Below are 25,441 nucleotides of genomic sequence, written 5' to 3'. Positions count from 1 at the left end.
AACCGCTGATTAACCGTATTTCTTAGTATTTCTTATACGAACCAACCGTATTTCTTATAATCCGAGAATCTCTGCGACTTCCTTCTCCATATCGGTGCGGTCGCAAACTCTTGTATGACGGATCGGTGCGGTACGGATCTCCTCAACTGCCTGCGGAACCGGAACATTCGCCGTCTTGCTCAGCTCATCCACGATCGCAAACTCATCGCGGTCACCCTGCTCGCCTGCAATCGCCTCCATAACGCTGTGTGCGAACTTGTACGGGCTTGCAGTCGAAGCGATCACGGTCGGAGTATTGTCCTTCGTCTCCTCGCGGTACTTTCTGCAAACTGCACTTGCGACAGCGGTGTGCGTATCGATCACATAGCCGGTCTCCTCGTAGACGTGACGGATCTCGTCTGCATCTTCCTTCTCGGTCGCATATCCACCGCAGAAATCCTTCATGAAGTCTCTCTGTGCGTCAGTTACCGTGTAGGCACCCTTCTCGCTCAGCTCCTTCATCAGAGTTCCCGTTGCAGTTGCATCGCATCCGGTGCTCAGATAGATCAGACGCTCCAAGTTGCTCGAAATCAGAATATCCATAGACGGGGAAGTCGTCAGAATGAACTCTCTCTTTCTGTCATACGTTCCAGTCTGGAAGAAATCGTAGAGTACTTTGTTATCGTTGGAAGCGCAGATCAGCTTCTTGATCGGCACGCCGAGCTGTTTTGCAAAGTAGGCAGCCAGAATATTTCCAAAGTTTCCGGTCGGAACCGTCACATTGATCGGATCGCCGTCTGCGATCTCCTCATTGCTCACGAGTTTCGCATATGCATAGACATAGTACACGATCTGCGGAACGAGACGACCGATGTTGATCGAGTTTGCGGAGGAGAGCTGGAAGCCCTTGCCTGCAAGACGCTCTGCAAAATCCTTGTCTCCGAAAATATTCTTCACTCCGGTCTGAGCATCGTCAAAGTTGCCGTGGATTGCGACAACTGCGGTGTTGTCTCCCTTCTGGGTCACCATCTGAAGCTCCTGAATCCGGCTGACACCGCCCTGCGGGTAGAATACGATGATTCTCGTTCCCGGAACGTCCGCAAAACCTGCGAGTGCTGCCTTTCCGGTATCACCGGAGGTTGCCGTCAAGATCACGATGTCGTTCTTTACCTGATTCTTCTTTGCGGATGTCGTCATCAGATACGGAAGAATCGAGAGTGCCATATCCTTAAATGCAATCGTCTTTCCGTGGAAAAGCTCCAGATAATAAGCACCATCTGCCTTTACAAGCGGTGCGATCTCCTCGGTATCAAACTTCTCATCGTAAGCGTGATTGATGCAGTAGCGAAGCTCCTCCTCCGTGAAGTCGGTGAAGAACAGCTTCATTACCTGATAAGCTGTCTCCTGATAGGTTGCCCCGTAGAGTTCTTTCAGCGGAATATCCAGTTTCGGGATTTCCACCGGCATAAACAGACCGCCGTCATCTGCAAGACCTTTCAAAATCGCCTGAGAAGCAGTCAGACCGCTCTCTCCGCCCCGTGTGCTCTGATAAGATAAATTCATGGGTATCTTCCTTTCTCTCTTCTCTGAATGTCTCTGAATGGTTACTGCTCCCAGCAACGAGCAAAATCTGATCTGTTCCCTGCATGCACAGCAACAAAATCTGGGTCTTTATATGCTGACCTTTGCGAAGAGTGTAACATATTTATGGAAATGGTGCAAGACTTCAAGTACGTCGTTTTTTTGTCATAAAATCAGGCTCGAGCCTTCTCTCAACAGAACCCTTTTTTCCTATTTCTTTTCTGCCGTCGTTCTCCTTCGCATTTTCGCACTCTACACCTTCACAAATTTAATTTAATAAAGTATCACAATCGAAAACCTGTGGCAAAAACAAGCTAAAAATTGTATTTTTTCAAAAAACCTATTGACTTTTCGATTTTTGGCGCATATAATGCAAAAAAAGCAATTCAAACAGAAATGCAACATAGATCAGAGGAGCAAAGGCGCTCGGCATCCCCCGCAACTGGGGGCATGTTCGAGTGCCTTTTTCTTATTCTCTCTTCTCTAAATTCTATCGCGAAAGCGCAAATGGAACTTTTGATGATTATCTCATAGAAAGGTGGCAGAGATTATGATAAAAGTTGAGAACCTGAAAAAGAACTACGGAAGCCTGGAGGTTTTAAAGAATATCAATCTGACTGTTGAGGAGGGCGAGAAGCTCGTTATCATCGGACCGTCCGGAAGCGGTAAGAGCACTCTGATTCGTTGCATGAACTACTTAGAGGAGCCGACCGCCGGTGAGGTTTACATCAACGATCAGCTAATGACAAAGAAAAACCGCGGTGAGATGGCAAGAAAGTATTCCTCGATGGTGTTCCAGCAGTTTAATCTGTATCCGCATATGACAGTTCTTCAGAACCTGACTCTGGCACCGATCAAGTTGCAGAAAGTTCCGAAAAAAGAAGCCGAAGAGACGGCTATGAAATATCTTGAGCGCGTTGGTCTTGCCGACAAGGCCGGCGCCTATCCTCAGAACCTTTCCGGTGGTCAGCAGCAGCGTGTGGCGATTGCCCGGGCGCTCTGCACGAAGCAGAAACTGATCCTCTTCGATGAGCCGACTTCCGCTCTCGACCCGGAGATGGTTCAGGAAGTTCTCGACGTTATGGTCGGACTCTCCAAAGAAAATATCACAATGGTTTGTGTCACCCACGAGATGGGATTTGCAAGACAGGTTGCTGACCGCGTCATTTTCATGGACGGCGGATATATTGTAGAAGAAGGAACTCCGGAGCATTTCTTCACGAATCCGGAGAACGAGCGCACCAAGGCGTTCTTAAGCAAGATTCTTCATTAAACAATAACAAGAAACGATGGCGCCGATTTTGCTTTCTTAATATTACTGCTAACACAAAGGCTCCTTCGACGATTTTCCAAAATATACCACATACATAGATATGCAGGAATAATCAGGTCAGGGAGTCTTTTTGTATAGAAATGAGTCACAGAAACTTTTTTTGAGGAGGAAACAATTATGAAAAAGAACATGTTCAAGACAGGTACCGCTCTCTTTGCTACTGCTATGATGATGGCAACTGTACTGACCGGATGCTCCGGTTCCGATTCCAGTGCTTCCACAACCGCTCCCGCTGATACCACGGCAACTGCTACCGAGGGAAGCTCTGCTGACAACTCCTCCGCATCTGGAGACACCACCGCTGATGTTCAGAAGATCATCGATGCCGGCAAACTGAAAGTCGGAACGAAAGTCGATGTTCCGAAGTTCGGTTACCAGAATCCGGAAACCGGAAAGATGGAAGGTGTGGAAGTTGATCTGGCTTACGAGATCGCAGGAGAGATCTTTGGATGCACCGCTGACGAGGCAAAGGACAAGGATCTCGTCGCTTTCCAGGGTGTAACCGCAAAGACAAGAGGACCGCTTCTCGACAACGGTGAGGTTGATCTGGTCATCGCAACCTACACAATCACTCCGGAGCGCAAAGAAAAATGGAATTTCTCTGACCCATACTATACAGACGCAGTTGGTCTCCTCGTTCTGAAGGATTCCGGCATTGAGTCAATCAACGACCTTGACGGCAAGATCATCGGTGTTTCTCAGGGTTCCACGACTGCAAAGGCATTCGGTGAGTACACCAAGGAAAACAACATCGATGTAAAGCCGGAATTTGAGGAGTTTGACGGTTATCCGTCTCTGGCAGCTGCCCTTGCCGCTAAGAACATCGATGTCTTCTCTGTTGACCGCGCAATCCTTGCAGGATACAACGATGACTCCACAACCCTTCTTCCGGATCGTTTCGCAGAGCAGGAGTACGGCGTTGCTTCCAAGCTCGACAACAAGGGACTTGCAGAGCTGGTAAACGGCGTTGTCGATGATCTCAAGAGCAGTGGCAAGATGGATGAAATGATGAAAGGTTGGGGAATCGAATAACTCATGATAAAAGAACTGTTTAACGTAAAAGGCTGGGAGGCATTCATGGAAGTCCTCCCGGAGGAATACATACCCGGTTTTATCATGACACTGAAAGTAGCGCTGGCAGGTCTCCTGCTGGCGCTTGCCTTAGGTGTCATTTTCGGAATGTGTTCCACCGTGAAAGTAAAAGTCTTAAATATCATCGCGAGAATCTATGTGGAATTTTTCCAGAACACCCCTCTCGTCGTGCAGGTCTTCTTCTATTATAACTGCCTGCCGTTCGTGATCGGCGGAAGAGTTCCGAAATTCATCATCGGTGTCATCGGCGTCGGCATCTACCACGGTGCCTACATCTCCGAAGTCATCCGAACCGGTATCGAGGCTGTGCCGAGAGGACAGTTTGATGCCGCATATTCTCAGGGTTTCACCTACATTCAGACGATGCGCTACATCATTCTTCCGCAGACGCTCAAAATGATCATGCCACCGCTTGCAAACCAGGCACTCAACCTTGTGAAGAATACTTCCGTCCTTGCAATGATCGCAGGAATGGATCTGATGTACCATGCGGATTCCTGGGGCAGTGATCTCGGATACTTCGTACAGGCATATCTGCCGTGTGCTCTCCTGTACTTTGTCATCTGCTTTCCGATCGCTAAGCTCTCCCGCTACTTGGAGATCCGCGCTAAGCGCACTCCGGTTCCGAAAAAAATGAAGGGGGTGGCATAAAATGGCTGAGGTATTTGCATCCATCTTTACGAAATCCAATCTTCTCTTTATGATGCAGGGACTTCTGACGACGATCCTGATTTCCGCATGCACGATTGTTCTGAGTCTGTTCTTCGGCACACTCGTCGCAATGGTTCGCCACTTCTGTACCGGAAAGCTGACGATCCTCTCCCGCCTCGTCGGAGCCTACATCGAGTTTTTCCGCTGTACCCCGAACATCCTGTGGATTCTCTGGATTCGATTCACGATGCAGGGTGATCCGACCGTCAAGGCAATCTTCGCCTGCACGCTGTTCACAACTGCTGTGATTGCAGAGATCGTCCGCGGAGGCTTAAACAACGTTCCGAAGGGACAGTTTGAGGGAGCTGCCTCCCAGGGCTTCACGTTCTGGCAGACGATGGTCTACATCGTTCTCCCGCAGACATTCAAGAGCATCATCCCGGCACTGCTCTCTCAGGTCATCACAATCATCAAGGATACTTCCTTCCTGAAAGCAGTCGACATTGCCGAGTTTATGCGAAACAGCAGTATTGTCATGGGTTCCCTGCGCAGTCCTGCACAGATCACAACCCTGTATGCGTTCATCGCACTCTGCTATTTTGCAATCTGTTTCTCCTTATCCTGCGCCGTGCGGTTTTACCAGAAGCGGATTCAGGCGACTGCGTAGAGTGGATGCCAGACTGCATAATCAAACCAAATAAACAACTACATAAATGTATAAACCATTATGAATGTGTAAATCATTGATGCTTCTGTTTATAAAAAATGCAGAATTTTGTTCGAGACAGATGCTAGAGCATGTTTGAAATATGAATTTTCAGGCACGCTCTAACATCTGTCTTTTTGATTGCCTGCTTTTATGGTATAATGTGCGAAAAAGAAAAATTAAGAAGTATGACTCTGTGGTATAGGTATAAGCATGGTTACTGTTATGATTGCGATTAGAGTCACTGTTATGGTTGGTTGCTGTTACGGCTCCTCCAGCGGGTAAAAGTCCTGAGAAAATCAACCCCAGGAGTGCATCGGTCTGGAAGTTACGGCTCCTCCAGCGGGTAAAGTCCTGCAAACTCGCTTGCGCTCCGACTTCCAACGCAACGGTGCATAAGGTCGCAAAATACGCGACCTAAACACCGGCGTTTCCAACGGGTTTGCAGGAACTTTCCCGCCTTCCGTCGCCTATCTACAACCAGAATCCATATGACGCCGAGCGGATGCACAGTGATTTTGATGGGAAGATATCAGCAAAGCTGACCAAAATCACGCATCAAGTCTCTACAAACGTCGACTTAAATTCAAGGACTCAATACCGGCTTCTTATCTTACATTTAGAAAGGACTCACTGTCATGTATACTTACGCTTGGTACCACTGGCTGACGTTCTTTTACGTCTATTGCTTTTTCGGATGGATTTTTGAATCCACCTACGTTTCTCTAAAACAGAGGCATTTTGTCAACCGTGGCTTTCTCCGTCTCCCGATGCTCCCTCTCTATGGAACCGGAGCCGTGATGATGCTGTGGGTCTCCCTGCCGGTAAGAAACAGCCTGATCGCCGTCTATTTTTCAGGCGTAATCGGAGCCACCGTTCTTGAATACATCACCGGATGGGCGATGGAACGTTTATTTAAAGTACGTTACTGGGATTACAGCAATCAGAAGTTTAATCTGCACGGATACATCTGCCTGACCTCCTCGATTGCATGGGGATTTTTGACCATTTTTATGACAGAAGTGATTCATCCACCGATCGCAAAAGCTGTTCTTGAGATCAAACCTCACACAGAATGGGGATTCCTGATTACAACAACGATTCTCTTCGGATACGATACATTCCAGTCCACGAAAGAGGCTCTCGATCTTGCCCGTGCCCTCGAATCGATCACCAAACTGCGTGCCGAGCTTGAAGATATGCAGGTTCAGATCGCTCTTCTGCGTGCTGAGACAGTTCAGGAAATTCATCGCATCAAAGAGAATGTTCGCGATTCCGTCGTCGAGTCTGCCGAACTTCACTATGAGAATATAAATCTCAAGAAAGAAGAGTTCGAGGCAAGAATTCAGGAACTGTCCAAACAGCTGAACGAAAAGCGCGATATTCTCAAAACACGCATTGGCAAACGCACTCCTGCAATCCTTCGTCGAAACCCGGGTGCCATCTCCCGTCGTTTTGCTTCCGCACTGAAGGAATTGCGTAGTACATTAGAAAATTTATAAAACTCGTGTACCATCATAGAAAAACGGCATGGTCTGATTGGAAATTTATAATCAATCCTATCAATTCCGTGTTTTTCCAAATAGGGGTGAAATCTCTCTTTGATAACACAAATATATTACCAAAGATTCCTATGCTTTTCTAAATTACGACATCCATTTTCTTCGCTTGGCGGAGCGCGAGAAAATCTAAGCAAACCCGTGTGAGACGTCGGTGCTTAGGTCGCGTACTTTGCGACCTTATGCACCGCTACGTCGAACCCGGAGTGAGAACGAGTTTGCGTGATTTATCTCGCAAGCGGAGCCACCGCCCGAAAACAAAAACGCCCCATCATCCCACTATCTCAACATCTCGATCTTCCATCCCAATTCTCCATTCCCAACTCAACGATCAATTTCCACCCCAATATTCCCCTCAAACGCACTTCAACTGTTCAATCAACTCCTGCATACACCTCTCGGGATTGCTTCCATTCACATAGAGCAGAATCTGGTTCTCTCCTCGCTCCGCAAGCACCCGATAATAACAACTATGCTTAAGCACCGCCGTATTCACAATAATAACTTCCTTGCTTCGGATGCTCTCTCCATCGTAGTTGTTCTTGTCCGCCGACACAAACTGCCACTGCGGGAACTGCTCTCGAAACCGCTTCTGCCAGTTCACATGCCCTCCGAACACAATCACCCTGCGTCCTTTCAGGATTGTCCGAAGATTTTCTGCGCATCTGCTCGTATTAGAAGTATTAGAAGCACTAGAATTAGAAATAGAAGTCACCTCGTTGCTCCCAGAAGCTAATTTTCCTCCACAGTTTCCTCCCATTTCTTCTATTTTTTCTGTTTCTTTTGTATCTTCCGTATCTTCTGTATCCTTATCGTTCACCCGTTTATCTATCTTCTGTCCCGAATACAGACCCTGCGAATTCTCAGCTCCCCCGCGAAAACTCCCCGTCATCTGCCAAATATACTCGCGAAGCTGGTTTAACTCCTGCCCCCGTCTCTCCTGCTCCCGCTTTAACTCTTCAATCTGATCCTTTCTCTGCTCGAGACATTGATTTGCCTGACAGAGACTCTGATCAAGATTCTTGCGATCTGTCTTCATCCGCTCCAATCGCTCTCGCAAATCCAGATTCTCTCTCTGAAGTTCCTGAAGACGTCTCAACAGTCGCTCGCACTCTTCCACATCAATCTGCTTTTCTCCCTCCCCGAAAAGCTTCTTTCGTTTCTTTTGTTCTTCCCGCTCCTCACGATTCCGCTCACAGTATTCCGTCAACTTTCCGATATACTTGCACAGGGTGGATGCCAACAGCCACGGCATATACTCCTCCCAATCCATATCGACATTCAGAGAAAAAATCTTCTGAATCTCCTGATCGGTCAGCTGGATTCCCTGCAACATCCTTGGATTCATATGAAAGATCGAAAAAATTTCCCGATAGTCACACCCAACTTCCGCGCCATCGCCATTTCCATCCTCATTTTTTGCATGTTCCGCTTCCGCGCCATCCATGCCTTCTGCTTCCGCCATCATTTTCCGAAGCGTCTCATCGCTCACATCCCGAAGCGGGTGTTCGAGACAGCTCTTGACGTAATCCTCACAGCGATAAGTCTCCTTCATCTCCCTGAATTTTTTGCGTCCCTCCGCACTGATTGCAACCTCCTCTTCCTGCTCTGTCATCTGCAACTCGTAATCCTGAAGGACCGGAAGAAAGGTATAAAACAGAAAATCCTCCTCTCGCGGAATCCCGAGTTTCTCTGCCATCGCAATTCCAAGAACCGATGCCGAGATTCTAAGTGCCATGTCAGACTCTGTGGAAAGTTGTGCAAAAACGGTTCCATTCATCCGCTCACACCCGCGGAGAAATTTCTGCATTTTTCGGTACCCACTCTGCGTAATCTCCCAGAACATCTGGTAGGCATCGCCCTTTTGAGGTGCATCCTGACGAATCCGTTCAAGAAGCTCCATACACCATCTCGCATCCTCCCTCTGCCACTGCGGAAACCAAGCGAGGAAATTTTGATCTTGAAATCTATTTTGAGGAAAATCAGCGTCTGACCCCGAAGCCCTGGAAATTTTCTCACGAACCGCACGAATTTCTTTCAGACATCTCTCATTTTTGACGAGTGCATAAACCAGATATTTTTGTATGGAAATCGTGACGGTCTTCTGATCAAGCTCCAGCGCCTTTCGGCTGTGATAAGCGATCGCCAACGTCTGATGCTCCAACCATGCCTCCAAGACAGCTCCGCTCACAACCTGCTCATACGCAAGTTCGAGTGACTCCTCATCGAGAACTGCCATATTTTCAACCGCCATTCCAATTTCACCCGGAAAACGGCACCGAATTTTCTCTGAGATTTGCTTTCTCCCAATCCCAAGATCTCCGATGCGCTCCATCAGCGCCATCCGATACTCCGGCACGCTCAAGAAATACTGCATCAGCTTCGCCTTTGCGCGCACCTTGCACTGGAGTTTCCCACTCATCACCATTTCCATACTCATCTGTCCTCTCCGAATGCATCCGACCTCCGCTTCCGGAACATTCTCGAGAACAATCATTCTTAAGGACAATCTCCGGGCAAACATCTGCATTCTGCTCTTTTTCGTTTATTCTGTTGATTTTCTCTCTTCTGATCTGTCCGCGAAATCTGCGCATGAACATCTCGATATCTTTAGAACCCAACCGGAAAGAAATCCGGTGAAGATAAATTCAGTATAGACGTAGCTCTGATCCCTGTCAACTGTTTTTTCGTACCAGTTCACTCTATCAGTTTCCATTCGGCTACTATTCACAGGCAGGCACTTTAGGAACCGAAAGTACCGTAAAATAACGTCGTAGCAACGGGAATTTGCCGTGATACAAACAATAACCGCCATCTCCATCACTCTCACAAAAAAGGAAAAAGGAGCCAGACTGCCACAAAGCAGTCTGACTCCCCGTAAACTCAGAATTTTAAGTTTCCCTCAAAATTCCACTCAAAGTTTTCCTCCGAGTTTTATTTACATTACTTACATCAGCTTGTCCACCATCTCGGCAACTGCCTTTCCGAGTGCCTCAGACTTCTCGTCTGCGTCAGCTAAGGAAGTGCCCTTTACGCCATAGTAGAACTTGATCTTCGGCTCAGTACCGGACGGACGAACGCACAGCCATGCATTATCGTTCATGTCATAGTACAGAACGTTGGATGCCGGAAGACCGGTCGGAACAACCTCTCCGGTTGCCATATCCTTAATCGTATCCTTCTGGTAGTCACGAGCAGACAGAACCTTGTACTCGCCAACCTCTGCCGGAGTGTTATTTCTCAGAGTCTCCATGATCGACTGGATCTTTGCCAGACCCTCGATACCGGACAGACCGATGGACTTTACAGAATCCTTGTAGTAGCCGTACTTGTCGTACATAGCAACCATTGCATCCCACAGAGTCATGTTCTTGGTCTTGTAGTATGCGGCAGCCTCACACAGAGCAACCGTAGCAGAAACTGCATCCTTATCACGCGCATAGGTACCGATCAGACAGCCGTAGCTCTCCTCCATACCGAACATATAGTGACCTACACCAGTCTTCTCCTCCTTGAGGATCTGCTGGCCGATCCACTTGAATCCGGTCAGGCACTCTACGAGCTTACAGTTGTAAGCACCTGCAACCGCATCGATGAGGTTCGTGCTCACGATGGACTTAACAACCTCAGCGTCTGCCGGGATCTTGTTCTGAACAGCCTTCTGGCTCAGAACGTACTCGCACAGCAGGGAACCGGACATATTTCCGGTCAGGGAAATGTACTCGCCGGACTTGGTATCCTTCACATACACACCGAGACGGTCTGCATCCGGATCAGTTGCGAGAACAAGGTCTGCATCGATCTCCTTTGCGAGCTTCAGACCCAGAGCAAATGCCTCTGCTGCCTCCGGGTTCGGATAGCTTACAGTCGGGAACTCACCGTCCGGAAGCTCCTGCTCACGAACTACATAGACATTCTCAAAGCCGATGTCATGCAGAGCACGGCGAACCAGAACGTTTCCGGTTCCATGCAGAGGAGTGTACACGATCTTGATGTCCTTCTGCATCTTGTTAATCGCATCCTGGTTGACAACCTGTGCCTCAACATGAGCCAGATATTTGTCATCGATCTCTGCGCCGATTACCTTGTAAAGTCCAAGAGACTTTGCATCGGAAGCAGTCATCGTCTTAACGGTAGACAGATCCTCGATTGCCAGAACTTCCTCGGTAACACCCTTGTCATGAGGCGGAGTAAACTGTGCGCCATCCTCCCAGTATACCTTGTATCCATTGTACTCAGGCGGGTTGTGGCTTGCAGTTACGTTGATTCCTGCGATACATCCAAGCTCTCTGACTGCGAAGGACAGCTCCGGAGTCGGACGCAGGGACTCGAACTTGTAAGCACGGATTCCGTTTGCTGCCAGAGTGCGTGCTGCCTCATCTGCGAACTCAGGAGACATACGGCGGGAGTCATAAGCGATTGCTACGCCTCTGTCTGCTCCTCCCTGCTTGATGATGTAGTTTGCAAGTCCCTGGGTTGCACGGCGTACCACATAGATATTCATGCGGTTGATACCTGCGCCGATGATACCACGCAGACCTGCGGTACCGAATTCCAGATCCTTATAGAAACGCTCTTTGATCTCATTCTCATCTCCGGCAATTCCGCGCAGTTCCTCTTTTGTAGCCTCGTCGAAGTACGGATTATCAAGCCATTCCTGATAAATCTTCATGTAATCCTTCATAACTAATACTCCCTCCTGTTTTTCCCCATTCTCATCGGTTTCCCGATGGCAGATTGATGATATATTTTTCTATCCTATCCATCGGTTTTTCGACGTTTCTGTCAGGTCACGGGTACGACCTGCGATGCTTTTATTATATAACAATGCACCAGAAAAAGGAAGAACAACCCGGGAATTTCTCTTACTTTATTTTTTCGAGAAAGTGCATTCTTTTCTCTTGTTGGGATACCAGCATGTGAAGTTTCTCCACATTTTTCTCCGGAATCCACGCCTTATTGCTGTTGTTGTAATAATTGAGCTGTTTCTGGTATTTTTCCGGATAGAGAAGCAGGTAATACAGCCGATTTCGCTCCATCTCATCAAGCGGATTTTCCCTCTCATATCGCTCAAGCAAAGATAACCCAAGCATCTCATTCCAGCCATGTTTTTCCATGACTTTCCTCATGAAACGGCTCAAATCACTCATCTGGCTTCCCCGATGCATCTGATGAAATTCCACAAAAATTGCCTCATCCCTGCGAAGAAGCAAATGGTGGTGGTCGAGATCCCCATGACACAAAAAAAGCCGGTCCTCCTCATTTTTTTTCTCGAGTCGTTCCAGCCCCTTCTGTGCCTCAATCGCCTGCTCATAAAATCGATCAAAGTCAGTCTCAACACAGCGTTCAAATTCACTTTTCTTTCGTTTTCCGCGGATGAAAGCCCGAACCCGCTTCATTTCCCGGTTATGCCGTTCCATCTCACAGCTTAAACCGGGCGGAATTGTGGAACCCATACTCCACGCATCCTGCCAGGAAATTCCCTGGAATGCTCGGTGAAGCCTTCCGATCCATTCTACGGCGACAAAGATCTCTCTTGTATCGCGCAGACTACATTCCCGCTCAGAAAACCATTCTTTCAGCACATACCGGGTGCCATCCGGTCCTACCGTGACAAGCTCGCCTTCCTTATTGCGGATATACTGGTCCACATAAGAAATCCCCCGCTCTCTCAAAGCATGAAGAACCGCCTCCTCAAACTCAAGTCGTTTTACGGTCCCGCGATACTCTTTGAGCAAAAAAATCCGATCTTTCTGCTCCCAGATCCATGCTCCGCGCCCCCGGCGGACTCCATCTGGCTCCCCCTCGTAATGCTGTAAAACATCCAGATAACTGTCGTTCACACCCACCCCTCCACTCTCTGATTGTTTCTGTTCCCTTCGTTTTCATTTCCAGAAACATCTCTCCATTCCCGGCTACTTCCAAAGTATGAACAATAGAGGGGAGATTATTCGTAACAGTTCCGAACAAAAATCCGGATTTTACTGGATTTCACTTACTAAATTTAAAATTTACTAGATTTAATCCGTATTCAGGTTCTGATATTTCGTCTTTGCCTGATGCTCTCCGGTGATCGAGAATTCCACCCACTCTGCGACATTCGTTGCGTGATCCCCGATGCGCTCAAAATACTTGGCAATCATCAGGAAATCGAGAAGTGCCTCGCCTTTTTCCGGGTATTTTGCGATCAGATCAACAATCTCGCGTTTTACCTTATCAAACAGGTCATCTACCTCATCATCCGACTGAATTACAATCCGCGCTGATGCGAGATTTCGTGCCACATAGGAGTCCACGGATGCAGTTACCATCTTCATCGTCGCAGATGCCATATCCTGAATGTGGACATGGGACTCCAAGTCAAATGCATTCTTGTCATCGAGAACACGGACAATATCCGCAATGTCTGCGCACTGGTCTCCGATACGCTCCATATCGGAAATCATCTTGAGTGCGGCAGAAATCAACCGCAGATCCCCGGCAACCGGCTGTTGCTGAAGAAGAAGTTTCAAACAAAGCGTCTCAATGTCTCTCTCCATCTGATCAATCGAAGCATCGGTGTTGTAAACCTTATTTAAAAGACCTGTCTGAGCCTGCTCCTTCGTCTTGGAATCTTCCGTTTTGCTTTTCTTTTTATTCAGTGCCGTTGCCACCTCACTGATGCAGTCCTCACAGTAAGCGCCCATCTCAATAAGCTTTTTGTTGAGTTCCTCCAACTGCTGACCATAATGAACTCTCAGCATTCTTTTCTCCTCCTCTCTCGTTGCTGTTAAAAACAGTAACTCTCTCTTCTCTCCTCTTTGCATCAACCAAAACGTCCGCTGATATAATCTTCGGTTCTCTTGTCCTTCGGCATAGAAAAGACTTTCTCGGTCTCATTGAATTCAACCATCTCACCGAGCAGGAAGAATGCTGTTCTGTCCGAAATACGGGCTGCCTGTTGCATGTTGTGTGTGACAATCACAATCGTATATTTTTCCTTGAGTTCCATTGCCAGATCCTCGATCTTTGAGGTGGAGATCGGATCGAGTGCCGAGGTCGGCTCATCCATCAGAATGACTTCCGGCTCCACTGCCAGTGTGCGCGCCATGCAGAGTCTCTGCTGCTGACCGCCTGAAAGACCGAGCGCCGACTTATTCAGACGATCCTTGAGTTCATCCCAGATCGCTGCCTGACGCAGACTGCGCTCCACAATCTCGTCAAGATCCGCCTTGCGATGAATGCCAAAGATTCGCGGTCCATAAGCGACATTGTCGTACACGCTCTTCGGAAATGGATTCGGTTGCTGGAAAACCATTCCGACACGGTGACGCAGGGTGATCGCATCCATCTCCTTAAAAATATCTTTTCCGTCGAGCTTGACTCCACCTTCAATTTTCACATTGTCCACGAGATCATTCATTCGGTTCAATGTCTTCAAAAATGTGGATTTTCCGCATCCGGACGGTCCGATAAAAGCAGTAATCTCATTCTTTCGGATCTTCATGTTGATTCCTTTTAATGCATGAAATGCTCCATAATGCAGATTCAGATCCGTGATATCAAATTTCGGCACTCCGCCGTTTTCTATCAGTTTTCCCTCTTCCATGATTTCTCTCCGATTCTTCTCCTGATTCCAGGTTTCTTTCTCTATTCTCTACGATTTCTATGTTCTCTATCGTTTTCTGCGTTCTCTATGTTTTCTGCAAATTCTGCGTTTTCTGTGAATTCTACACTTTCCTTAAATTAATTCTACACTTTCTTTGAATTAGAATTCTGTGCTTTCTTTTAATTCTACGATTACGCTTCCTCGCCAGCACTCTTTTTCTTGATGTGATGGCTCCAGAGATTTGCACCAATACTGAATGCCAGCACCAGAAGCATCAGGATTGCAGATGAGGCATTTGCCAGTGCGCGATCCTGTCCATTGACCTGTAAGTTCCAGATCTGAATCGACAGAGTCTCTGCCGGACGGAATACATTGAGCGGGCAGGTCGGAGCTGAGAGATTCCAGTTGCCCCAACGCAGGTCCGTTCCAGATCCGGTTGTGTACAGAAGTGCTGCCGCCTCACCGAAACCACGACCAGCTGCAAGAATCACACCAGTCATAATTCGCGGAACACAGGCCGGAAGCAGAACATGGAAAATTGACTGCCATTTGGTTGCTCCGAGTCCAAGGCTCGCCTGAAAATATCCTTTTGGAAGACCTTTGAGCGCATCCTCCGTCGTTGTCGTGATCAGAGGAAGCGTCAGGATTGATACGGAAAGAGCACCTGCGAGAAGGCTTTTTCCCATTCCCATAAATACAAGGAAGACCAGATATCCGAACAGACCGACTACGATCGACGGCAGAGAGGAAAGTGTCTCGATACACATTCTGAGAAAATGTGCTCCCTTGCCCTGTTTTGCATACATTCCCAGATAGATTCCTCCGCCCACGCCGAGGGGAACGGAGACAAGAAGGGATAAAACCACAAGATAGATTGTATTGAAGAGCTGATTTCCAAGACTTCCCTTTCTCGCAAACCGGAACATCTCCGGCTTTGCTCCAAGAAGTCCTCCGATAATAACCTTACATGCAAATCCAAGAAGCAGGGTAAAGAAAAACACAGCGATGACATAAAATACAGCTGTCATTACACTGTCTACCATGCGCGAACGCTGAATTTTTGCGTCAACCATCATGCTTTTCCTCCCATCGCATCGATTTTTTCTTCGTTTATTCTCTCACTGTTCGCACTCTTAGCAACCGCTTTCTTTTCACTTCTGACACTGCATTCCGGCTGTTTTGCGGAAACCATATGAATCAGGAAAATAAATAAGAGTGAAATCAGGAACAGCAAAAGTGCCATTGTCCAGAGTGCTGACTTGAGTTCTCCGCCTTCCATCGCATTTCCCATCTGAGCGGCAACCTCAGTTGTCAGCGTCTTTGTCGTTGAAAAAATACTCGTCGGGAGTGCGGTTGTCTGTCCGATTACCATTGCAACTGCAAGCGCTTCACCGAAAGCTCTCGCAAGTCCCATGATGATTCCTGTGATTACGCCAGGACCTGCTGCCGGAATTACAATGCGGTAAATTGTCTGCCATCTCGTCGATCCCAGTCCGTATGCTGCCATTCTCGTCTCTTTTCCGACAGAGCGAAGCGCATCTGCCGACACACTCGTGATCGTCGGGAAAATCATCACGGCAAGAACAAGTCCTGCTGCCAGAACGGAGTGACCGACCTGACGGTGAAACACATTTTTGATCGCCGGAACGAGAACTGTAAGTCCAACCCAGCCGTATACCACCGACGGGATTCCTGCAAAAATCTCCACAACCGGGCGATAAAACTTTTCTCCGAACTTCGGGGAAATCTCCGTGATGAAGATCGCAGATCCAAGTGAAAACGGAGTCGAGATCAAGAGCGCAAGTCCGCAAGTGCAGAGCGAACCCACAATAAAGATCAGAGCACCGATAGTTCCACCGCCAGATGCATCATCCTGGGGTGCCCAGTCTCCCGATCCCAGAAACTCTAGGAGCGAGTGACCAAAGGTAGTAAACGTCGCAGATCCCTTGTAGACGAGAAAGGCTCCGATTACAATCGTCAACACGATTACAAAGAGTCCGCACAGGGTCATCAGACCCTGCCAGAAATACTCTCTCGCAAACATACTTTTTTCTTTTCCTGTATCCATAATTCCTCCGGTTCGCCTTCTCTCTTCTTCTCTTTGGCGAACCCTTTTCTTGCATTTCTACTTTCGCTCTAATTCAAATCGACACTCTCGGGAACACAGCCCACCTCTTCGATGAGCTGTTATTCCCGTATTTTGAAAATCTGAGAATCCGTCACATCCGTGATTCTGGATTCTCAGATTCAGCATTCTTGTGATTTGCTATTTCTATCACTCTGAACATGTATCCCTCGATGTTCAACCTCAGGTACTTAGTGCTCGGTCTTCGTCATCTTGGAAGATACGCCGTAGCCCATGCTCTCCATATGAGTTCCAAACTCGTCAGACATGATGTACTCAAGGAAAGCACCGCTCACCTCATCCGGCTCGCCCTTTGTATACATATGCTCAAAAGTCCATACCGGATAATCTCCGCTGTAAGTATTCTCCAGAGTCGGCTCTACGCCGTCAATTGCAACGGTCTCCACACCTGGATCATCTACAAGATAGGAAAGAGCTACATAACCGATTGCACCCTTTGTATCCTTTACATTCTGAAGCAGAACTCCGGAATCATCGGTTTCCATAGATGCATTGGATGCCTCCTCTTTTCCGTCAAGTGCGTACTTCTGGAAGGTTGCTCTCGTTCCGGAAGATGTCGGGCGGGTTACCAGAACAATGTTCTCATCCGGTCCACCAACCTCATTCCAGTTTGTCGTCTCTCCGGTAAAGATTGCAATCAGCTGATCCTTTGTCAGGGTCGTCACACCTGCCTCTTTTACATCCGGGTTTACGATCGGTGCCATCGTTACAACACAAACCTGATGATCGACAAGCTCTTTTGCCTTGTCTGCATCCAGCTTATCCTCTGCCGGAACATCGGAGTTACCGATATTTACCGTGCCCTCAGCGACCTGCTTGAGTCCCTCACCGGAACCACCTGCATCAATCGTCAGAGAAACATCCGGATATTTCTCACTGAAAAGATCAGCGGCCTCATCGACAAGCGGTTTCAGAGCGGAAGAACCAGCTGCGGTTACAGAACCGGTCAGATCCTTGTCTGCCTTGCTGTCTGCGGTGGTATCAGCACTTGCGCTGTTTGCCTCTGCCGTTGTTTCTGCCTTGGTCTCTGCGGAAGTTGTCGTATCTGCAGAGTTGGAAGAGCATCCACTCATTGCTCCCATTGCCATTACGGTCGCGAACATCACTGCGATTGTCTTTCTCATAATTATTTCCTCCTCAAATTTCCTTGAAAATCTGTTGAATTCTTTTTTTCTCATTTACAGTGCTTATTCTAATTTGGATGTGTAAAATTTTTTAAGGAGGTTCTGTAAGATGTGTGTAAAATTTTTTGAGAGATTGATAAAGAAATGTAAAATAGAAAAATATAAAATAGAAGATCATTTGAATTGAAATAAAGAAGTGCGTATAAAAACATTAAGAATAAAAGAAACGCCCCGCTAAGAACCAAGGCTCTGCTCAGACTCGCTTCCGCTCGGATCGGCGCGTAACGGTACATAAGCCTGCAAAATACGCAGGCTAAGTACCGACGGGCCTATACGGTCTTCGCCAGAGCACTTGTTCTCGCGGGGCTGGTAATTTCCATAAAAGAGAAGAAGCTCTGAGATCTTTCATCCTCATCCCACTGTGATCGATGCATAACAAGTGCCACTGGCATTTTGCAACCCACAGAACGTTCTCCTTGTGGGATTATCGTTCATGTCGGTTTCTCTCACCTGGAGTGATTGTCACACGTTATTTAACAAAGTGTGATAAGAGATATTCTTTTTCATTGTGCTCCGGATGAGAAAGGACATCATCGAGCATTTGATTTAAGGTCGCACCGAGTGCTTTTCCCGGCTGAACTCCGGCTTTGATCAGATCCTGTCCCTTGACTGCCAGATGTTTGAGATCCAGACAATCTCCTGCCGTGCGGATCTCCTCGGTTAATGCATGAATCTTCTCGCTGTATCCGTTGAGCTCCATCAGCACATCCCAGACTTCCGCCTCCATCCGGCTCATCGCCCGGCGAACCGCCTCCGGAGTCTCTGGAAGTTCTACTCCAGACCATGACACGAGAGTCTTCACGCGTCCGATCGTATCATTGTCCAGTTTCAGATCTCTGAGAATCTTTACCGCACGACGTGCTGACTCCGGAACTTCTGTGAGAGACGGAATCGGCTGAGGCATGAGTGTGCCATCGGCATCATACGCATTTGCACAGCGCAGAAATCCTGCCCATCTCACATATTTTTCTGAAGGGAGAGTGATCGGAATCTCTGCCATTTTCCAGTTCAGGGAATCAAAATTCTCTGAAATATAAGGGCTGATCCCCGTCTCGTAGACCTCCCGAATCTTTTCCGGATGATCGGACAAAAGAAGTTTCGTCAACTCAACCTGAATTCTCTCCTTGCTGACCTTCGCGATATTCGGCGCAATCACGCGGATCGCATTCCACGTCTGTTCCTCAATTGAGAAATCGAGCTGAGCGGAAAAACGGATTGCGCGAAGAATTCGCAGGGCATCCTCGGTGAATCGCTCCATCGGATCGCCGACACAGCGAATCGTCTTCGCCTTGAGATCCTCAACTCCGCCAAACTCGTCCACAATTCCGGTTTCATGGCTGTACGCCATCGCATTGATTGTAAAATCACGGCGTTTCAGATCTTCGATCAGACTTGAGGTGAATTCCACCTGCTTCGGATGGCGTCCATCCTCATACTCCCCGTCAATTCGGTAAGTGGTAACCTCATAACCAGTCCGGTCCATCATCACCGTCACGGTTCCATGCTGGATTCCTGTATCAATCGTGCGGTGAAACAGCTCCTTGACTTCCTGCGGTCGCGCGGAGGTCGTGATATCCCAGTCCCCCGGCTTCCGGTCAAGAAGCGTATCGCGGACACAGCCGCCTACTGCGTAGGCTTCGTATCCGTGATCGTTCAGTGTGCGGATGATCCGCTCAACATTGCCAGGAATCTTCATGGCTGTCTTTGTCACCATTAATATGCGCGACCCCAGTAAACCATCTTGGTTGCCGGCTTGCCACAGCATACGCACTTGTCAGAAAGCTGTTCCTGCTTAAACGGAATGCAACGGGAGGTTGCACCGGTAACTTCCTTGATCTTGTCCTCGCACTCCTGGCATCCGCACCACATTGCCTTTACGAAGCCCGGCTTCTCATTGATCGTCTTGACAAAGCTGTCAAAATCAGTTGCCTCATAGGTGTGAGCATCTCTGTGTGCTCTTGCCTTCTCGAGCATATCGTGCTGGATCGTATCAAGCAGTTTTTCTACCTCTGCCTCGATGTTGTCGATCGATACGGTGAGCTTCTCATGGGTGTCACGACGAACCAGAACAGCCTGATTGTTCTCGATGTCTCTCGGTCCAATCTCAACACGAACCGGGATTCCACGCATCTCGGACTCAGAGAACTTCCAACCCGGGCTCTTGTCAGAATCATCCACTTTCACGCGGAAATTAGACAGAACATCTTTAATCTCAAATGCCTTGTCGAGAACGCCTTCCTTCTTCTGCTGGATCGGAACGATCACAACCTGAGTCGGAGCGATACGCGGAGGCAGAACCAGACCATTGTCATCTCCGTGTACCATGATGATTGCACCGATCATACGGGTCGTCATACCCCAGGAAGTCTGGAATACATACTTCAAGGAGTTATCCTTTGCCGCATACTGGATGCCGTAAGCCTTTGCAAATCCATCGCCGAAGTTATGGCTTGTACCAGACTGAAGTGCCTTACCATCATGCATCAGGGACTCGATTGTGTAGGTTGCCTCTGCACCTGCAAATTTCTCCTTGTCGGTCTTGCGTCCGCGAACAACCGGGATTGCAAGAACTTCCTCGCAGAAGTCTGCATACACGTTCAGCATCTGAATCGTGCGTGCCTCTGCCTCCTCAGCAGTTGCATGAGCGGTATGACCCTCCTGCCACAAGAACTCTCTCGAACGCAGAAACGGACGGGTCGTCTTCTCCCAACGAACAACGGAACACCACTGGTTGTATACTCTCGGCAGGTCGCGGTAAGAGTGAATATCTCTGGAATAGAAATCGCAGAACAGAGTCTCGGAAGTCGGACGAACGCACAGACGCTCCTGAAGCTGTTCATTTCCACCTACGGTTACCCATGCTGCCTCCGGAGCGAATCCCTCAACGTGATCCTTCTCCTTATCAAGCAGGCTCTCCGGAATAAACAGAGGCATGTATACGTTCTGTACTCCGGTCTCCTTGAATCTGCGATCCAGCTCATGCTGAATGTTCTCCCAAATTGCATATCCAGCCGGCTTGATTACCATACATCCCTTTACGCTTGCGTAGTCACAAAGCTCTGCCTTCTTTACCACATCGGTATACCACTGGGCAAAATCCACATCCATCGATGTGATCGCTTCTACTAATTTCTTGTCGTTTGCCATCATCAATCTCCTTATCATTTATAGTCATTTTACATAAAGAAACGGTCATCCGGTCCCCGCCGTACAGTCTGCACAGCAAGGGACCGAATGACCGGATTATTCGGCGGTACCACCCTCAGTTAGCAACAAATCTTTCATCATTGCTCTCTCTTCTTCCGTGTAACGTCGGAACACACGCCACAGTTCACTGTGGAACTCCAAGGCCGGTTCAGCATTCAGGGACACGGAAATCTCGCACCAAATGATTTCCTCTCTGCCTGTGTTTGTCCGCTTACTAATCCTCTTCACAGTCGTTCGCACGCTTGATTTTACGCTGTTTTTCGGGCTTTGTCAAGTCCAAACCATCCCATCATCATCCGTCCCATCGATTACGATCTACTCAATTTATAAGATTCTGATTAGCCTATTCTTCCTGTGAGATTCTTCCATCCTGTCCGATCACTGCTCCATAAGAAATTCCCTGCATGTAAGAAACGAACTCCTGAATAGAAGTTTCCCCTGTAAACATCTGTGTAAATCCAGACTTTGAAGTTCCAGAAATCAGACGAAGCCCCAGATTTCCATCTTCCTTCCCTCCCGGAAGACTGACTTCCAAAAGCGCTGTCCGCGGAATCGAACTTCCAAAGATAAAATTTCCAAGACTATATACAATCGCTTTTCCTTTATAGTACTCGACTCCCTGGAGCACATGGGGATGACTTCCAATCACAAGATCCGCACCCGCATCGATATACTGCTTTCCAAGCGTTCTCTGGTACTCCTGCGGGCGCTCATCGCGCTCAATCCCCCAGTGCACCATGACAAACACATAGTCATTCTCCTGTTTCTGTTTTCGGATTTCCTCAAGAAGAACCGTCGGATCGTAAGTTGCAAGCATTCCCGGATGAGAAACTCCCGCTGACCAGTCCGCCTGCGGAATCACACGCGTCGCACCGATCACTGCAATCCTTTTTCCTCCTACCTCAATCTGAACCGGCTTTCTCGCTTCCTCAAGATTCTTTCCCGCTCCGGTGTGCGCAATCTCTGCCTGATCAAGCACCTCACACGAGTCGAGAAGAGCATCTGTCCCATAGTCAAGCGCATGATTATTTGCGAGCGTCACCGCATCAATGCCAAGTTCCTGAAACATCGAAACTTTTTCCGGTGCAAGCCGAAATGTATACTGCTTATCCTGCGCCTTCGTCCCGCGATTGCTAAACGGAAACTCCTCATTGACCATAAAATAATCTGCATTTGTGATCAAATCACGATACCCCTGATCAAGGACACCACTGATTCCTCCCGCTCTCTGATAGGCATTCAAAACATGGTCCGATAAGAGCACATCGCCAGAAAATAACAGATGAAACTCCTGTTCCGCCTCTGTTTCATCCGTTCCTCCACTCTCTATTTGATTCTCACCGCTCTCTTCCTCTGATGAAATTCCCCCTGAAATCTCATCATTTCCTCGATTAAACTCATCGGTTTGACTCTGATCTTGATTTTCAGGAAGCTCAATGACAATCCCTGAGTGATCCCCCTCACTCTGGCTCTCCTCAACGGTTGTCTCTGCATTTATTCTTCTCAAATCAATCTGCTCGCTCTGATGACCCCCGCACCCTGCAAGCAAAAAAGTAACCAAAACTGCTGTTAAAATTTGGGCTCTTTTCCCCATATACCCCTCCTAATAGTAATGTTCTTTTCTATGCCAAACATTTTTTATTAACTTCTTTATAATTTCCTGTACTGTTTTCGCCGTATAACTCAGGAAAGGAGACTATTCCCTTCTGAGTTATACGCTCCGCAAGGAATTCGCAACGTTTCCGGCGACGTGGCGAGAAAGTGCAGACAAACCCGTGTGAGACGTCGGTGTTTAGGTCGCGTCCTTTGCGACCTTACGCACCGTTACGTCGAACCCGGAGCGAGAGCGCGTTTGTCTGACTTTACTCGCCATCGGCGCCCTACTCTCATTTACCAGCATTTACTCGCCATCGGCGCCCCGCTCTCATTTACCAGCATTTACTCATCATCGGCGTTTAATCCTATAAACTTAGTTAGCATACTCCCCCTCATTATATCGACCGCAAAGAAAAAAGGCAACGCCACTCCGAAGAGTCACATTGCCTTTTCCTTACTATTCTTAATCTTAACTATTCTTATTTCTTAATCGTATGATTCAAGATCCCATAACTTTTCAGCTACCGTTTCCATATTCCAACGAATCCGATTCTGACACAAAACCTCAATCATTCAATCATGCTCTGTTTTCTTTTTATACAACCTGTGCGATCTGCGATCAGATTATAATGGCATGATGCCAAGTACAATCGCAATCAGCATACAAATAATACTGAATCCCCATACCCACAGGAAGCTGTTCTTGATGTGATCTTTGATGTCCACATCTGCAAGACCAACACCCAGCAGAGTAGCCGGTACCATCGGGCTGATGAAGGTTGCACAGTTACGGCAAACAACCATTGCTACTGCGATCGGCATAGCGGAAACGCCAAAGCCCTCGCCGATTCCGATCATAACCGGAAGCATTCCGTAGAAGTAGCTGTCCGTATCGAATGCCAGTGCCAGCGGTACACTCAGGATACCGATTACTAACGGCAGATGCTGACCAAGTGCGGACGGAAGGATGCTACTGATCAGGTTGGACATGCAGGTGATAACACTGGTCACACCCTCGATATCCTTAACCAGAATACCCATCAGAACTGCTGCGCCCATAAGAGTGGAGCACATCATCAGAGCCGGACCAGAATGCATGTTGATGATCTTCTTCTGCATCTTTGCGCCCGGATAGTTTACCAGGATTGCTACTGCAACACCGATCATGAACGGTACATAGCTCGGGAAGATATCCTTAATCAGCAGAGCGATAACTGCGATTGTCAGGATGATGTTGAAGATGAACAGTTTCGGACGAGCCAGATCCTTGTTCTCCTCAGAAGCAGCTGCCTCTTCCTCTGCGCTGTGAGCGCCAGCCTCTTTTGCAAGTCTACCATTTAAACCTGCACCACGCTTCTGCTCGATGATACCGTTTAAAACAGCAACAACCAATGCCAGAACGATACCACATGCCTGAATCGGCAGAAGGGTCTGCCACAGGGAAGATGCCTCAATACCAAGAACCGTAGCTGCACGCATGGTCGGACCAGCCCACGGCATCAGGTTTAAAACACCCATGGAAATAACTGCGATACGAAGCAGGGTAGACGGACGCATATGCATCTTCTTGTAAACCGGAAGCATTGCCGGAACTACAATACAGAAGGTGGAAGCGCCACCGCCATCCAGATGTCCGATCAGGGCAATGATAGCGGTCATTACACAAACGCCGATAACGTTGTCCTTTACCAGAAGCATCAGCTTACCGATAATAACATCGAACATTCCGGCATCTGTCATGATACCGAAGTAAAGAACGCTGAATACGAACAGTGCCGCAGTCGGACCTGTGCTGGAAAATCCGCTTTTAATCAGCTTTCCAATATTTTCCCAGGAATAGTAACCACCCAGGACAAGAATCAGTGCCAGTATCATCGGGAAAACAATAAACGCGATACTCGGCAGAGTTTTGCTCTTAAACAGGGTTACCACGATGGCAACGATGCAGGCAAAACCAAGAAGACCTACAACAACCTCTGACATACTTTCTTTCTCCTTTGCACTTTTTTGATCTGTTTTGTGCCAGATTAAGTATAGTTTTTATGCAATAACTATAACACTTGTATTTTTTTTAGTCCAATATGTATTTTTTTATATTGCATATAAGTCAACACTTATAAACTTTTTGTAAATTTTTTCCATAAACTTTATAAACAAAAATTCTCAAATCCACGCTCACACCAGCATGTTGCAATTCAAATATTATTCGCAGCAGTATCCTCGGATTTCACAAAAAATGACGCAAAAAAAGACGCAAAAAAGACAGATGAGTCTCATTTTCTACGCACTCATCTGCCCTTCTCGTCTATTCCGCCTTCCGGCACGTTCTGATCTTTTTATCAATTTTCCTCAGATCGTTCGTCCTTTATTTCTCAGCGATTGCCTCAACCTCACACAGAACGCCCTTCGGAAGATCCTTCACTGCAACACAGCTTCTTGCCGGTTTTGATACAAAGTACTTTGCATACACTTCATTGAATGCTGCAAAATCTGCAATATCTGCAAGGAAACAGGTTGTCTTGACAACCTTCTCATAGCCACTTCCACCAGCCTTCAGGATCTCGCCCACGTTCTTGCAACTCTGCTCTGCCTGTGCGGTGATTCCCTCCGGAATGCTTCCGTCTGCCGGATTTACCGGAATCTGACCGGATGCAAATACAAGTCCACAGCTCTCATATCCCTGAGAATACGGTCCAATTGCGCCTGGTGCCTTCTCTGTTGCGATTACCTTCATCTTTTGTTTCCTCCTGTACCGTTTTTTGTTTTCTTTTTTAATCTTTCTCTTTTTCATCTTTCAAGGGTTTTCGCCCTCTCCGATT

At 47.7% G+C, this 25,441-nt stretch carries 19 protein-coding genes; 5 read left to right on the top strand and 14 right to left on the bottom strand.

All coding sequences use genetic code 11. The features are described 5' to 3' along the window. Positions 1 to 54: 54 nt before the first annotated feature. A complete protein-coding gene (thrC, locus tag ACR0QT_RS05545) occupies positions 55 to 1,542 on the bottom strand; it encodes a threonine synthase (protein WP_432629858.1) in 1,488 nt (495 codons plus the stop codon). Positions 1,543 to 2,110: 568 nt separating this feature from the next. Here thrC and ACR0QT_RS05540 point away from each other — a divergent pair. The 5 genes from ACR0QT_RS05540 to ACR0QT_RS05520 all read left to right on the top strand — a co-directional run bounded on the left by ACR0QT_RS05540 (position 2,111) and on the right by ACR0QT_RS05520 (position 6,844). After that, positions 2,111 to 2,833, top strand: coding sequence for an ATP-binding cassette domain-containing protein (locus tag ACR0QT_RS05540; protein ID WP_177978087.1), 723 nt, complete (start codon positions 2,111 to 2,113; stop codon positions 2,831 to 2,833). Positions 2,834 to 3,010: 177 nt separating this feature from the next. After that, positions 3,011 to 3,925 (top strand): transporter substrate-binding domain-containing protein, encoded by a 915-nt coding sequence (locus tag ACR0QT_RS05535; protein ID WP_432629857.1) that lies wholly within the window; start codon positions 3,011 to 3,013, stop codon positions 3,923 to 3,925. A 3-nt stretch (positions 3,926 to 3,928) separates the two neighbouring features. After that, positions 3,929 to 4,636: an amino acid ABC transporter permease gene (locus ACR0QT_RS05530; protein ID WP_432629856.1), complete on the top strand. Its 708-nt coding sequence runs from the start codon at positions 3,929 to 3,931 to the stop codon at positions 4,634 to 4,636. A 1-nt stretch (position 4,637) separates the two neighbouring features. Continuing rightward, positions 4,638 to 5,303 (top strand): amino acid ABC transporter permease, encoded by a 666-nt coding sequence (locus ACR0QT_RS05525; RefSeq protein ID WP_432629855.1) that lies wholly within the window; start codon positions 4,638 to 4,640, stop codon positions 5,301 to 5,303. 677 nt (positions 5,304 to 5,980) lie between these two features. Then, positions 5,981 to 6,844 (top strand): putative ABC transporter permease, encoded by an 864-nt coding sequence (locus ACR0QT_RS05520; RefSeq protein WP_432629854.1) that lies wholly within the window; start codon positions 5,981 to 5,983, stop codon positions 6,842 to 6,844. A 412-nt stretch (positions 6,845 to 7,256) separates the two neighbouring features. Here the strand turns inward: ACR0QT_RS05520 and ACR0QT_RS05515 are convergent, their stop codons facing one another. The 13 genes from ACR0QT_RS05515 to ACR0QT_RS05455 form a co-directional block, all read right to left on the bottom strand. After that, a complete protein-coding gene (locus ACR0QT_RS05515; RefSeq protein ID WP_432629853.1) occupies positions 7,257 to 9,398 on the bottom strand; it encodes a hypothetical protein in 2,142 nt (713 codons plus the stop codon). Positions 9,399 to 9,848: 450 nt separating this feature from the next. Continuing rightward, positions 9,849 to 11,585, bottom strand: a complete 1,737-nt coding sequence (locus ACR0QT_RS05510) for a phospho-sugar mutase (RefSeq protein ID WP_432629852.1) — start codon at positions 11,583 to 11,585, stop codon at positions 9,849 to 9,851. 181 nt (positions 11,586 to 11,766) lie between these two features. Beyond that, complete coding sequence (locus ACR0QT_RS05505; protein ID WP_432629851.1) at positions 11,767 to 12,744, bottom strand: phosphotransferase; 978 nt, start codon at positions 12,742 to 12,744, stop codon at positions 11,767 to 11,769. 177 nt (positions 12,745 to 12,921) lie between these two features. Further along, entirely contained in the window at positions 12,922 to 13,641 is a 720-nt protein-coding gene (phoU, locus tag ACR0QT_RS05500; RefSeq protein WP_432629889.1) for a phosphate signaling complex protein PhoU, read from the bottom strand. 65 nt (positions 13,642 to 13,706) lie between these two features. Then, entirely contained in the window at positions 13,707 to 14,489 is a 783-nt protein-coding gene (pstB, locus tag ACR0QT_RS05495; protein WP_432629850.1) for a phosphate ABC transporter ATP-binding protein PstB, read from the bottom strand. Positions 14,490 to 14,680: 191 nt separating this feature from the next. Next, positions 14,681 to 15,565: a phosphate ABC transporter permease PstA gene (gene pstA, locus ACR0QT_RS05490; protein WP_432629849.1), complete on the bottom strand. Its 885-nt coding sequence runs from the start codon at positions 15,563 to 15,565 to the stop codon at positions 14,681 to 14,683. Then, on the bottom strand, positions 15,562 to 16,557 hold the full coding sequence (gene pstC / locus ACR0QT_RS05485; RefSeq protein ID WP_432629848.1) for a phosphate ABC transporter permease subunit PstC: 996 nt from the start codon (positions 16,555 to 16,557) through the stop codon (positions 15,562 to 15,564). The genes pstA and pstC overlap by 4 nt, the downstream gene beginning before the upstream one ends. Before the next feature lie 248 nt (positions 16,558 to 16,805). Continuing rightward, positions 16,806 to 17,759, bottom strand: coding sequence for a phosphate ABC transporter substrate-binding protein (locus ACR0QT_RS05480; RefSeq protein WP_432629847.1), 954 nt, complete (start codon positions 17,757 to 17,759; stop codon positions 16,806 to 16,808). 529 nt (positions 17,760 to 18,288) lie between these two features. Continuing rightward, the gene (locus ACR0QT_RS05475) at positions 18,289 to 19,533 is read right to left on the bottom strand and encodes a CCA tRNA nucleotidyltransferase (protein ID WP_432629846.1); all 1,245 of its coding nucleotides are present in this window, start codon (positions 19,531 to 19,533) and stop codon (positions 18,289 to 18,291) included. Beyond that, positions 19,533 to 20,966, bottom strand: coding sequence for a proline--tRNA ligase (proS, locus tag ACR0QT_RS05470; protein ID WP_177978097.1), 1,434 nt, complete (start codon positions 20,964 to 20,966; stop codon positions 19,533 to 19,535). Before proS ends, ACR0QT_RS05475 begins: the two co-directional genes overlap by 1 nt. Positions 20,967 to 21,369: 403 nt before the next feature. Next, complete coding sequence (locus tag ACR0QT_RS05465) at positions 21,370 to 22,620, bottom strand: CapA family protein (RefSeq protein WP_432629845.1); 1,251 nt, start codon at positions 22,618 to 22,620, stop codon at positions 21,370 to 21,372. Between the two features lie 626 nt (positions 22,621 to 23,246). Beyond that, complete coding sequence (locus ACR0QT_RS05460; protein ID WP_432629844.1) at positions 23,247 to 24,605, bottom strand: CitMHS family transporter; 1,359 nt, start codon at positions 24,603 to 24,605, stop codon at positions 23,247 to 23,249. A 382-nt stretch (positions 24,606 to 24,987) separates the two neighbouring features. Continuing rightward, entirely contained in the window at positions 24,988 to 25,356 is a 369-nt protein-coding gene (locus tag ACR0QT_RS05455) for a RidA family protein (RefSeq protein ID WP_177978100.1), read from the bottom strand. Positions 25,357 to 25,441 lie beyond the last annotated feature (85 nt).

It is taken from the genome of Brotaphodocola sp. (genome assembly GCF_050873365.1).
Taxonomy (GTDB): domain Bacteria; phylum Bacillota; class Clostridia; order Lachnospirales; family Lachnospiraceae; genus Brotaphodocola.
Note: the sequence above shows the minus strand (reverse complement) of the source record. Positions and strands in the feature narration are given on the sequence as shown.